Origin of the sequence: Luteimonas notoginsengisoli, assembly GCF_042648885.1 — a bacterium.
Taxonomy (GTDB): domain Bacteria; phylum Pseudomonadota; class Gammaproteobacteria; order Xanthomonadales; family Xanthomonadaceae; genus Luteimonas; species Luteimonas notoginsengisoli.
In genome coordinates this window covers 923,886-935,397 of the sequence record NZ_JBHRYF010000008.1, presented here as the reverse complement: position 1 = coordinate 935,397, position 11,512 = coordinate 923,886, and the positions used below count along the sequence as shown (strand labels likewise).

At 69.7% G+C, this 11,512-nt stretch carries 10 protein-coding genes; 6 read left to right on the top strand and 4 right to left on the bottom strand.

Annotated features, from left to right (window positions below; translation table 11 throughout):
• Positions 1 to 50 precede the first annotated feature (50 nt).
• Positions 51 to 380: a hypothetical protein gene (locus ACFOM9_RS12060; RefSeq protein ID WP_386710873.1), complete on the bottom strand. Its 330-nt coding sequence runs from the start codon at positions 378 to 380 to the stop codon at positions 51 to 53.
• Between the two features lie 180 nt (positions 381 to 560).
• Entirely contained in the window at positions 561 to 1,196 is a 636-nt protein-coding gene (gene yihA, locus ACFOM9_RS12055) for a ribosome biogenesis GTP-binding protein YihA/YsxC (protein ID WP_386710870.1), read from the bottom strand.
• 268 nt (positions 1,197 to 1,464) lie between these two features.
• Between yihA and ACFOM9_RS12050 the strand changes: the two genes are divergently transcribed.
• The 4 genes from ACFOM9_RS12050 (at position 1,465) to ACFOM9_RS12035 (ending at position 4,842) form a co-directional block, all read left to right on the top strand.
• Complete coding sequence (locus ACFOM9_RS12050; protein ID WP_386710867.1) at positions 1,465 to 2,370, top strand: c-type cytochrome; 906 nt, start codon at positions 1,465 to 1,467, stop codon at positions 2,368 to 2,370.
• A gap of 115 nt (positions 2,371 to 2,485) precedes the next feature.
• Positions 2,486 to 3,202, top strand: a complete 717-nt coding sequence (locus tag ACFOM9_RS12045; protein ID WP_386710864.1) for a thiol:disulfide interchange protein DsbA/DsbL — start codon at positions 2,486 to 2,488, stop codon at positions 3,200 to 3,202.
• Between the two features lie 59 nt (positions 3,203 to 3,261).
• Positions 3,262 to 4,062, top strand: coding sequence for a thiol:disulfide interchange protein DsbA/DsbL (locus ACFOM9_RS12040; protein ID WP_386710861.1), 801 nt, complete (start codon positions 3,262 to 3,264; stop codon positions 4,060 to 4,062).
• Between the two features lie 39 nt (positions 4,063 to 4,101).
• On the top strand, positions 4,102 to 4,842 hold the full coding sequence (locus tag ACFOM9_RS12035) for an endonuclease/exonuclease/phosphatase family protein (protein WP_386711075.1): 741 nt from the start codon (positions 4,102 to 4,104) through the stop codon (positions 4,840 to 4,842).
• 233 nt (positions 4,843 to 5,075) lie between these two features.
• Here ACFOM9_RS12035 and ACFOM9_RS12030 read toward each other — a convergent pair whose 3' ends face one another.
• Entirely contained in the window at positions 5,076 to 7,967 is a 2,892-nt protein-coding gene (locus ACFOM9_RS12030) for a TonB-dependent receptor plug domain-containing protein (protein ID WP_386710858.1), read from the bottom strand.
• Positions 7,968 to 8,101: 134 nt separating this feature from the next.
• On the bottom strand, positions 8,102 to 8,875 hold the full coding sequence (locus ACFOM9_RS12025) for a sulfite exporter TauE/SafE family protein (RefSeq protein WP_386710855.1): 774 nt from the start codon (positions 8,873 to 8,875) through the stop codon (positions 8,102 to 8,104).
• 174 nt (positions 8,876 to 9,049) lie between these two features.
• On the opposite strand from ACFOM9_RS12025, the gene ACFOM9_RS12020 reads away from it, so the two are divergent.
• Together ACFOM9_RS12020 and ACFOM9_RS12015 are read left to right on the top strand one after the other, a co-directional pair.
• Entirely contained in the window at positions 9,050 to 11,026 is a 1,977-nt protein-coding gene (locus ACFOM9_RS12020) for a lytic transglycosylase domain-containing protein (RefSeq protein WP_386710852.1), read from the top strand.
• Between the two features lie 106 nt (positions 11,027 to 11,132).
• Positions 11,133 to 11,510: a PH domain-containing protein gene (locus tag ACFOM9_RS12015; protein WP_386710849.1), complete on the top strand. Its 378-nt coding sequence runs from the start codon at positions 11,133 to 11,135 to the stop codon at positions 11,508 to 11,510.
• Positions 11,511 to 11,512: the final 2 nt, after the last annotated feature.

Sequence of the window (11,512 nt, the reverse complement as noted above, 5' to 3'; positions counted from 1 at the left end):
GCCGCCGCAAGCACGCACTATATCCGGTGCCCCGGCGCCGGACGCGTCGCTCACGCGCCTTCTGTGTTCCGCCGATGGAGCGGCCACGCCGGACAGGGCGCGTCAGGGGTCGCGCCGATACACCTGGAACGCCATGTCGCGGATGCCGCCGGCATCGAACAACTCGTCTCCAGGGTGACCAGCACGATGGCCTTGGGTTGGCAGCTCATCGGCAGCATCAGGTGGCTGACGTAGCCCTTTTCGTCGAACACGGAGGCCTGCGCCAGGCGCTGATGGACCCATCCTCCCAGTGCGCGCAGGCCAGAGGGATCGAGGTTCACCTGCTCGGCCGCCAGTTGGGGCGGCGGTGACGGTGACGCCGACGTCGCGGTCGCGATCACTAGCAGCGCGGTGCCGATCCGGATCCTGTGCAGCGTGCCCCTTCTCCGGTCCGGGGACGCGCTCGTCCACCGGTTCGAACCGGAATACGCGCGGGGGCGACGAAAACGGACGCAGGGGCCGGCGGCGGTTACAGCAATCGGCGCCTCACCGCGCAGCGCGAGGTGACCGCATGGGCGCCATCAGAGCTGGAGCCATCCCCCCACCACGTCGCGGGCCTGGTCGACGCCCAGCTTCGATTCGCCCGAGAACGTCTGCACGCTGACCGTGTCGCCGAACGCGCCCGACAGTTCCCGCCGCACCGCCTGCAGGGTGTTGCCCGCGGCCCCGCGACCGAGCTTGTCGGCCTTGGTCAGCAGCGCGTGCGCGGGCAGGCCGCGCTGCACCGCGTAGCCGAGCATCTGCCGGTCGTATTCCTTGAGCGGATGGCGGATGTCCATCACCACCACCAGCCCGCGCAGCGCCATGCGGCTGCCGAAGTAGCCGTCGAGGAAGGCCTGCCAGTGCGCCTGCAGGTCCTGGGGGACCTTGGCGTAGCCATAGCCGGGCAGGTCGACGAGGTAGCGGGCGTCCTCCGGCGCCACTTCGGCCGCGCCGCCGCTGCCGGCGGTGACGTCGAAGAACACCAGCTGCTGGGTACGACCGGGGGTCTTGGAGACGCGGGCCAGCGCGTTCTGCTGGCACAGCGCGTTCAGGGCACTGGACTTGCCGGCATTGGAGCGGCCCGCGAACGCCACTTCGAAACCGCCATCGGGCGGAAGCTGGCGCGGGGTATGGGCGGCGAGCAGGTAGCGCGCGCGGGCGAGCGGATTGGACATGGGCGCTAGGATCGCACAGGGCCGTGGCGGCACGAGGCATCCGGCTTGCGGTGCGGGGCGTTGCGGGGCGGCGGACGCGATGGCCGACGCGGGCGCCGGGACCGGATGCAGCTGCGCAGGAAGGGCGACGCGGCACGTGGACGCCACGCAGGTTTGACCGGACTTGCGGCGCGCGACGATAATTCCCGGTTCAAGCGGGTGCGAACCGCCCCTGCACTGCCGCGCCGGCCGGGGCCTGCGCGATCTCATGGAATCCGGAGCCCAGCTCATGCGCCACGCCCGTGCCTACGGTTTTGCCGGCCTCGCCGCCCTTGCGGTGGTGGCCGCGGCCGCCGTCGCCCAGACCACCGTGACGCCACTGCCCGACAACGCGCCGGTGCAGACGGCTTCGCTGGATTCGTCCGCGGTCGCCGAGCTGGCCAAGGCCAAGTGGGGCGATCCCCAGGCAGGCGCCACCAAGGCCGGGGCCTGCGCCGCGTGCCACGGCCTGGACGGCAACCCGACCGACCCGCAGTACCCGCGCCTGGCCGGGCAGAGCGAGCGCTACGTCGCCCACCAGCTGGCCCTGTTCAAGAACGGCCAGCGCAACAGCGGCATGGCCGCGGTGATGGTGCCGTTCGCCTCCATGCTCAGCGCCCAGGACATGCGCGACGTCGGTGCCTACTTCGCCACCCAGAAGGCGGGCGCCGGCATCGCCGACGACACCGTCATCACCTCGGGCCCCAACCAGGGCATGAAGTTCTACCAGGTCGGGCAGAAGCTGTTCCGCAGCGGAGACGCGACGCGCGGGATCCCGGCCTGCATGGCCTGTCATGGCCCCGCGGGCGCCGGCAATCCCGGGCCGGCCTATCCGCACGTCGGCGGCCAGCAGGCGGCCTATGTCGAGCGGCGCCTGCAGGAATACCGCACCGGCACCACCAGCCAGACCGACCCGCACCTGTTCAACATCATGGCCACGATTTCCAAGTCGCTGACCGACGAGGAGATCAGCTCGCTGGGCAGCTATCTGCAGGGCCTGCACGAGCGTCCGGACATGGCGACCCAGATGGCGATGGCCAAGGCGGCGAAGCAGGCGCCCGCCGCCGCGCCGGCAGCGACCCCGCCACCGCCGGCGCCGGCCCCAGCCGAGGCCGCACCCGAAGCTGAACCGGCGGCGCAGCCCGAGCAGGGCTGATGAACTTCGCTTCCGACCCGCGGTCGGATGTTCACAGTCCTTGAATCAGATCGCCGGCCAGACTTCTGTGCCGGCGTTTTTTTTTGCCGCCCGTTCCCGCCTTCCGATGGACGCCATGACCCACGCCGCCGCCCCCCATGTCGCCAAGCCCGGCCGCCCCGCGTTCTGGCGGCTCGCGCCGTGGCGCCATGCGCTCGCGCTGCTCCTGCTCCAGTGCCTGCTGCTGTTGCCGCTGGCCGCGATTGCCCAGTCGGCGTCGAACGCCCCGGTCGAGGGCCAGGACTACGTGGTCATCCCCGGCGGGCAGCGCTGGTCGTCGGCGGACGACCGGATCGAGGTGGCCGAGATCTTCGCCTACACCTGCCACCACTGCGCCGACTTGCAGCCCGCGCTCGATGCCTGGAAACGCAAGCAGCTCGCCGACGTGCGCGTGAGCTACGTGCCGGCCGCCTTCAGTCCGCAGGACAACTACGGCCGCGCCTGCTTCGCGGCGCAGCAGCTCGGCGCGCTGGATCGGCTCCACGGCCCGCTGTTCCGCGCGATCCACACCGCCCAGACCGTGCCGATGAGCCACGCAAGCGTCGACGAATTGGCCGCCTTCGCCCGCGGCGAGGGCATCGATGCGGCCCGGTTCAGGGCTGCGATGGCCAGCCCGGCCGTGGATGCGATGATGCAGCGGGCGCGCGAGTTCGCCATCGCCAGCGGCCTGCGCGGCACGCCGACCCTGGTCGTCAACGGCAAGTACCGCGTGCAGGCCCCGAGCCACGAGCAGGCCCTGCGGATCGCCGGGCAGCTGGTGGCGATGGAGCGCGCCGCGCGCGAGCGGCCGTGACCCCACCGATTGCGCATCTTCCAGATATCCCGATTTCGCCACCCAGACGAGAACCGACCATGACCCAGCGCCTCGCCCTCCTGTCCCTGCTGCTGCTGCCGCTGATGGCCTGCTCGCGCCAGGACGCCGCGCCCGCCGATGCCGCCCCGGCGCCCGCCGCGCAGGCGCCGGCCGCCGATACCGCCGCCGGCGATGCACCGGCCGCTGCCGCCGACGAAGCAGTGACCGAAGCGGCAACCGAAGCGCCGGCCCCGCCACCGCCGCCGATCGATCCCAACGCGGGCGCCTCGCTCGTGGCCGGCCGTGACTACGTGGAAATTCCCAACGGCCAGCCGTTCGAGCCGCGCAACGGCAAGGTCGAGGTGGTGGAGATCTTCGGCTACGTGTGCCCGGCGTGCGCCAACTTCCAGCCGCTGGTGCGCTCGTGGAAGGCGAAACTGCCGTCGGATGTCCGCTTCACCTACGTGCCGGCGCTGTTTGGCGGCACCTGGGACGACTACGCGCGCGCCTTTTATGCCGCCGAGTCGATGGGCCTGGTCGACAAGACCCACGACGCGCTGTATCAGGCGATCCACATCGACCGCAGCCTGAAGGGCGAGCGCGGCCGGGATTCGGTGGAGGACATCGCCGCGTTCTACGGCAAGCACGGCGCCGACCCGAAGCAGTTCGCCAGCACCATGTCGAGCTTCGCGATCAACGCCAAGACCAGCCGCGCCAAGCAGTTCGCGATGCGCAGCCAGATCACCGGCACGCCGACGCTGGTCATCGACGGCAAGTACCTGGTCAAGGGCACCAGCTACGAGAACATGATCGACAACGCCGAGCAGCTGATCGCCAAGGAGCGCGCGGCCGGGCAGTAACGCCGCGGACGAAGGCACATGCCGAACCAGAGCCTCAAGCTGCTCAGCGCCAACATCCAGGCCGGCTCCAGCACGCGCCGCTACAGCGACTATGCGATGCGCAGCTGGTCGCACGTGCTGCCGGCCGGCAACAAGCGCGGCGCGCTGGATGCGATCGCCGCGATGGCCGGCAACCACGACATCGTCGGCCTGCAGGAAAGCGATCCGGGCAGCTGGCGTTCGGGCTTCACCAACCAGACCCACTACCTCGCCGAACGCGGCGGCTTCGACTACTGGAGCCACCAGCCCAACCGCCGCGTCGGCAACGTCGCCTCCAGCGCCAACGGCCTGCTCAGCAAGCTCGAGCCGCTGGAGGTGATCGACCATTCCCTGCCCGGCCGCATCTCGGGCCGCGGCGTGCTGCTGGCGCGTTTCGGCGACGGCGACGAGGGACTGACGATCGCCGTGGCCCACCTGTCGCTGGGCGCGCAGTCGCGGCTGGCGCAGCTGTCGTTCATCGCCGAGCTGCTGTCCGACCACCCGCACGCGGTGTTGATGGGCGACTTCAACTGCACCTCGGACCGGCCGGAAATGGAAGTGCTCTACAAGCGCACCCGCCTGCAGCCGCCGACGTGCGCGGTCCATACGTTTCCCAGCTGGAAGCCGCAGCGTGCGATCGACCACATCCTGGTCAGCGGCGATCTCGGCTGCCGGGAGATGCGCGCGCTCCCCGCGGCCGCGTCCGACCATCTGGCGCTGTCATTGGAACTGGACGTGCCGGAGCAGGCGCTCAAGCGCTGAGCGGCTGAGCGGCTGAGCGGCTGAGCGGCTGAGCGGCTGAGCGGCTGAGCGGCTGAGCGGCTGAGGCTGCAAGGTGACGGTCGGCGTCGCAAGGCGCGCTCATGTTCCTCCCCTGCGAGCGGGACAGGAAGACATGCCGGCTGAAGAACGCAACTCGCGCTTGACGCGCGCGGCGCGCCGGGCGGCGCCCGCAACCGCCCCTCTCCGGCAGGCGGGAGAGGGGCGGCATCCGATCAGAAATCCAGGCCCAGGCGCGCGTACCAGAAGCGGCCCGGAAGATCGTACGTCGACGCGTCGTAGCCGTTGAGGGTGCAGCTCAGGCAGATCGGCGGATCCTTGCCGGCGATGTTGTTGACCCCGGCGCTGATCCTCAGCCCCTTCATCCACGCGGTGCTCTGCCATGACACCTGCAGGTCGTTGTAGGTCGTGGCGGGCAGGTGATTGATGTCGTTGGCGCTGTCGTCGCAGATGTCGAAACCGTTGGCACCGGCACACGACTCGGTCAGCGCATCGATGTGGCGCACCGTCCATGCCACCGTCCACGGACCCCGCGTCCAGTCGGTGACGAGGGTGGAAGTCCATTCCGGGATCGCGCTGTTGTTGAGCTCCAGGCCTGGGCGCCGCGGCTCGGCCTGCCCCGACTCGTTGACCAGCTCGTAGTGGCCGACCCAGGTGTTCTTCCAGTCGAAGCGCAGGCGACCCCAGTCGCGCTCGGGCAGGCTCCAGCCGACGTTGAAGTCCCATCCGTCGGTCTTGATCGTGCCGAGGTTGTCGAGGATGTCGTCGAAACGCACGATCTGGCCACTGACCGGGTTGCGGTCGTAGAAGCCGCAGGACTCCGGGTCACGGGTGAAGATGCAACGCTCGAGGATCGTCTGCGCATCACGCGCCTGGATCGCATTGTCGATCGTGTGCCGGTAGAACGTCACGCCGATGTCGAGCCTGTCGGACCACGACGTACCGGAGGCGAACGACGGGCTCCACACACTGCCCAGCATCAGGCTGCGGCTGGTTTCTGGCTGCAGGTTCGCATTGCCCGAAGTGACGACCGAGATCTGCGGATTGGACTGCTCGTAGCCGGCCGGAACGCCTTCGGTGACGCACGCCGGCGTGGTCGACGCTGCGTTGTTGCACGGATCGGTGAGCGTGGCATCGAATCGGGCAAGCGTGCCGTACAGTTCGCCGATCGACGGCGCGCGGAAGCCCTGCGCGAACGAGCCACGCAGCAGCAGCTCGTCGGCCACCTGCCAGCGCAGGCCGATCTTGCCGGTACTTTCGCCGCCGAACGTCGAGTAGTCGGAGTAGCGCTCGGCCACGCTCAGGTCCAGGCTCTTGCCGAACCAGCCATCGCGCATCAGCGGCACGTTGAATTCGACGTACACCTCGTTGACGTCGTAGTCGCCCGAGGTCGCGCCCGAAGGCACGCCGTTGTATTCGCCGGCGATGGTGATCGGATCGGGCGTGTAGCTGCCCTCGTACTTGCGGTACTCGTAGCCGGCGGCGAACGACAGCGGGCCGGCCCACATCTCGAACAGGTCGCCGGTCAGGTTGGCGGTGAACAGCGACAGCTTGTTCTCGCTCTGGTCGCGCACCACCGGCTGGATGAAGGACAGCATCTCGGGCGTGATCGTGCCTTCGCCACCGAACAGGTTCAGCGGTACGCAGCCGGCGATCGCGGCGCACGCGGCCGGGTCGCCGAGCGCTTCGTTGATACGGCGGATGTTGTAGCTGCCGGTGTTGGTCTGCTCGGCACGGCTGCGGCTGAAGGCCACGTTGACATCCCAGTTCCAGGGCCGCGTTGCGACGTCGAACGACCCCTCCAGGCCCGCCGATGCGTACCAGGTCTTGACCTCCTGCTGGTAGCGGCGCGGCCCGCCCTCGACCGGGCGTCGGCCGAGCAGGAAGAGATTGGCATCCGGCCCGATCGTGGTCAGGTCGAAACCGAAGGGGTTGTACGGATTGAGCGCCGAGATCACCAGCGTCTTTTCCGCGTAATCGTTGTAGACGCCGGCATCGGTGCCGAGAAAGATCGGCTCGGGCGCCGCCTGGTTGGCCGATTCACGCTGGTTGTAAAGCAACTTCGCGTGGCCGCTGAACGTCGGCGTGAAGTCGAAGCGCACCTGGCCGAACACGCTCTTGCGCTCGGATGGGGTCGACAACAGGTTGTAGGGCGCAAAGTTGAAGCGGTCCGGGGTGCCGAAGCAGTGGTAGTCGTCGGTGCGCGTCGTAGGGCAGTCGGGCTGGCCGCTGGTGTAGGTGGGATCCGCCACGCCGGTGTCGGGCGTGATGCTGTAGACCTGCCCGGTGTTGGGATCCTGGAACACGAAACGCCCCTGCGGCGTCGCCGAGCTGCCGTTAGACAGGCCGGTGCCTGGCACCGGTTCGCTCGCCGGGCCGTATTCGGACGACGCGATCTGCTTTTGCTTGTAATACGACGCGCCCAGGAACCATTGCACGCGGTCGGTAGTGCCGCCCCAGCCCAGGTCGGCGCCGTAGCTCTCGCCACCGGCCAGGTCGTCGTAGTCGCCGTAGTTGAAGTCGAGCTTGACCCCGTCGATGCTGCGGCGGGTGATGATGTTGACCACGCCGGCGATCGCGTCCGAGCCGTAGATCGACGAGGCGCCGTCTTCCAGCACTTCGATGCGTTCGATGATCGACAGCGGGATGGTGTTGAGGTCCACCGACGAGCCCACGCCCGAGGCCGAGGATTCGTTGACCCAGCGCACGCCGTCGACCAGCACCAGCACGCGCTTGGACCCGAGGTGGCGCAGGTCCACCGTCGCCGCGCCGGCGCCGACGCCGCCGCCGTCGGGCGGGAAGCCGAAGTTGCCGCTGGAATTGAACTTGGTGTTGAGCGCCGCGCCGCTGGCGGTGAGGTTCTGGACGATGTCGGCGACCGAGGTGAAGCCGCTGCGGTCGATGTCCTCGCGGGTGAGGACCTGCACCGGCACCTGGCTCTCGAGCTCGGCCTTCTTGATGCGGGTACCGGTCACGGTGACCGTGTCGAGGGTCGTGGCCTGGTCGGCCGTGGCAGGAGCGTCCTGGGCGCCGGCGAGGCCGGAAAACGACAGCAGCAGCGATGCCTGGATGGCCAGGGCGAGTCTTGCGTGGGGCAGGCGCATCATCGATCTCTCTCCCAAGAGTGATGGACCGCCGGCCCCCTGTCCGCGGCGATCATTTCGGTTGCAACAGTGCGTCGCAACGAACCGTTTGTAACGAATTCCCCGGCGCCGCACAAATGCCGGTGGCACGCTTGCGGCTATTGCAGCAGCAGGCTGGCGGCGACGAGGACGAGGAACGCGGCGAATACCCGCTTCAGCGCCGGCCCCCCGACCGCGTGGGCCAGGCGCGAGCCCAGCGGAGCGGCTGCGACCGAAGTGACCGCTACCCCGATCGCCGCCGGCAGGTAGACATAGCCGACCGCGTGTTCCGGCAACGCACCCGCCGGCGCGTTGAGGGCATACCCGGCCGCGCTGGCCAGACCGATCACCACCCCGCAGGCCGAGGAGGTGCCCACCGCGCGCACCGCCGCCACGCCGCGCCAGACCAGCAGCGGCACGGTCATGCTGCCCCCGCCGATGCCGACCACCGCCGACACCGCGCCGATCCCGACGCCAGCCGCCGTCATGCCCGCCCCCGCCGGCACCACGTCGCCATCGCGAGCTCGCGTGCGTCCGAAGACCATCTGCCCCGCGGCGAGCAGGCAGTAGCCGATCACGCCCCACTTCAGCACCGCGCCGTCGAGCGCTACCGCCAGCAGGCTGCCGAGCCAGCCGCCCACCAGCAGGCCAGGCGCCATCCACGCCACCGTCGGCCACAGCACGCTGCCGCGACGATGGTGGGCAAAGGCCGACGAGGCCGCGGTGAGCACGATGCTGGCCATCGAACTGGCCAGCGCCGCATGCATCGCCGCGTCCTGGCCGATGCCGTGCAGCGGCAGCAGCCAGACCAGCGCCGCGACCAGGACCAGCCCCCCGCCGACGCCGAGCAGGCCAGCCAAAAGGCCGGCGACGATGCCGAGCAGTGGGAACATCCAGACTCCATCCAGCATGCGTGCGCCTCTCGGGCATCGGTGTCGCCGCGCAGCGGCATGGCGGCGTGCAGGTTACCGCTGTCGCGTCGGAACTCGCGCGCGGCTGCGATCGCCCCTCGTGCGCTGCGACCTCAGCAAGATGAGCGTTCACCCGGCCTTCGCTATAGTCGGGCGATGCGAAATGACAGCTTCCGCACCCTGCTCTGCACGCTGGCCTGCCTGCTCGCCGTAGGCAGCGCGCACGCGCAATCGGCCTCTGCCATCAGCCCGATCGGCGACGCGATCGCCGCGGCCGAGCGCGGTCGGCCGGTCGACACCGCGCGCTTCGCCAACGACCCGCTGTACGGCTGGCTCGAATACGCCGACCTGCGCCGCCGCATCGACACGCTGCCTGTCCGCGAGGCGCAGTCGTTCCTGTCGCGGCACAAGGGCGAGGCGGTCGCCGAGGCCTTCCGTTCGATGTGGTTGGCGGCGCTGGCGCGGCGCCAGGACTGGCCGGCATTCCGTGCCGCCTGGTCGCCTTCGATCAAGGACGTCGCGCTGCGCTGCGCCGAGCTCGATGCCCGCCAGGCCACCGGCGCCGCCGACGCGCAGTGGATCAAGGACGCCCAGGACATCTGGCGCAGCAGCGGCAAGTCGCTGCCGGACGGCTGCGATGCGCCGTTCGCGATCCTCGCGGCCAAGGGCGGGCTGCCGCCGGAGCTGCGCTGGGAGCGGATCGAGAAGGCCGCCGCCGAGTGGCAGCCGTCGGTGATGCGCGCCGCCGCACGCGGCCTGCCAGCCGACCAGTTTGCGCTGGCCAACGATTACGCGTCGTTCTTCGACGCCGTGAACGACCGCGCGCTGTCCTGGCCGAAGACGCCGCGCAGTCGCCTGATCGCTTCGCAGGGCCTGGCGAAGCTGGCCAAGTCGACGCCGGTGGCGGCCGAAAACGCGCTCCCGCGCTTTGCGAGCGCGTTGGGGTTCACCGAAGCCGAACGCGGCCGCGTGCTGTACCAGATCGCCCTGTGGACCGCCGCATCCTACGAACCGGAATCCGCGCGCCGCCTCGCCGCAGTGCCGGCATCGGCCTATGACGCGCGCCTGCACGAGTGGCGGGCGCGCGAAGCGCTCTCGCGTTCGGACTGGAGCGCCGCGCTCGCCGCGATCCAGGCGATGGGCGATGCCCAGCGCGGCGAGTCGCGCTGGACGTACTTCGCCGCGCGGCTGTCGGAACTCACCGGCGACAAGGCCGGCGCGCAGGCGCTGTATCGCAGCGCCGCGCGCGAATCGGACTTCCACGGCTTCCTCGCCGCCGATCGCCTCGACCAGCCGTACGCGCTGTGCCCGTGGATCGCCAATGACGATCCCTCGGCCAAGGCCCCGGTCGCCCGCGACCCGGCGCTGGTGCGTGCCATCGCGCTGCAGCGCATCGACCGGATCGGCTGGGCGCAGCGCGAATGGAACGACGCGCTGTCACGCTTCGACGAGCGGCAGCGCCGGCTGGCGATCGAGGTGGCGCAGGACAACGGCTGGTTCGACCGCGGGGTGTTCGGCCTGGAAACCGCCGAGCATCCGGAGGAGAAGCGCCTGTACAAGCTGCGCTTCCCGCTGCACCACGGCGACACCATCCGCCGCGAGGCCGCGAAGCACGGCCTCGACCCGGCCTGGATCGCGGCCGAGATCCGCGCCGAGAGCATCTTCAACCCGCGTGCGCGCTCCAGCGCCAACGCGATGGGCCTGATGCAGGTGCTGCCCTCGACCGGCGCCGCGGTCGCCAAACGCAACAGCATCCCCTACGCGGGCGCCGCCAGCCTGTACGACTCCGACACCAACATCGCCATCGGCAGCGCCTACCTGCGGCAGATGGAAGACAAGTACGGCCAGACCTACTACGCCATCGCCGCCTACAACGCCGGTCCGACGCCGGTGGCGCGCTGGCAGTCGCAGCGCCCGTCGATGGATCCGGACTTCTGGATCGAGACCATCAGCTACAAGGAAACCCGCGACTACGTCGCCCGCGTGCTCGCCTTCAGCGTGATCTACGACTGGCGCTTGAACGGCGACGCACTGCCGGTGAGCCAGCGCCTGCGCGGGCAGACGGGCGGGACGCGGAAGAAGTTCACATGCCCTGCGCCGGCCGCGGCACGCCCGGTTGCGGCGCGCGACTGAGTATGGCTACGCGTCGCAAGCGGGAATCCGCGACATGGACCCGGGGCGCACATCGCCGGTAGCAGGGCTAAGCTTTCTCCACCGCCTTGTGCATGAGGACACTTCGATGGGCCTGATCGACAGCCTGCTCGGCAATGCCGGCGAACAGCCGTTGGACAAGATCGCGGAGGAGTTCGCGCCCCTGCTTGCGCCGGGCGAAACACTGCAGCGCGCCTTCGGGCTGATCCGTGACCTGCTGGTGTTCACCGACCGGCGGCTGGTCCTGGTCAACAAGCAGGGCGTCACCGGCAAGCGGATCGAGTACCGCAGCATCCCCTACCGCAGCATCGCGATGTTTTCGCTGCAGACCGAAGGCCACTTCGACCTGGAATCGGAGCTGCGGATCTGGCTGCACGGACAGGATGAGCCGCTGGCACGCACGATCGGGCGCGGGGAAGGCGCGGCCGACATCGTGGCCCTGCTGGCGCAGAACGCGTCGCACTGAAG

Bases quoted from the DNA above. Each gene is read 5' to 3' on its own strand.
- ACFOM9_RS12025 (WP_386710855.1), bottom strand. From the start codon at position 8,875: ATGTTCCCACTGCTCGGCATCGTCGCCGGCCTTTTGGCTGGCCTGCTC.
- ACFOM9_RS12045 (WP_386710864.1), top strand. From the start codon at position 2,486: ATGACCCACGCCGCCGCCCCCCATGTCGCCAAGCCCGGCCGCCCCGCG.
- ACFOM9_RS12015 (WP_386710849.1), top strand. From the start codon at position 11,133: ATGGGCCTGATCGACAGCCTGCTCGGCAATGCCGGCGAACAGCCGTTG.
- yihA (WP_386710870.1), bottom strand. From the start codon at position 1,196: ATGTCCAATCCGCTCGCCCGCGCGCGCTACCTGCTCGCCGCCCATACC.
- ACFOM9_RS12040 (WP_386710861.1), top strand. From the start codon at position 3,262: ATGACCCAGCGCCTCGCCCTCCTGTCCCTGCTGCTGCTGCCGCTGATG.
- ACFOM9_RS12050 (WP_386710867.1), top strand. From the start codon at position 1,465: ATGCGCCACGCCCGTGCCTACGGTTTTGCCGGCCTCGCCGCCCTTGCG.
- ACFOM9_RS12030 (WP_386710858.1), bottom strand. From the start codon at position 7,967: ATGATGCGCCTGCCCCACGCAAGACTCGCCCTGGCCATCCAGGCATCG.
- ACFOM9_RS12020 (WP_386710852.1), top strand. From the start codon at position 9,050: ATGCGAAATGACAGCTTCCGCACCCTGCTCTGCACGCTGGCCTGCCTG.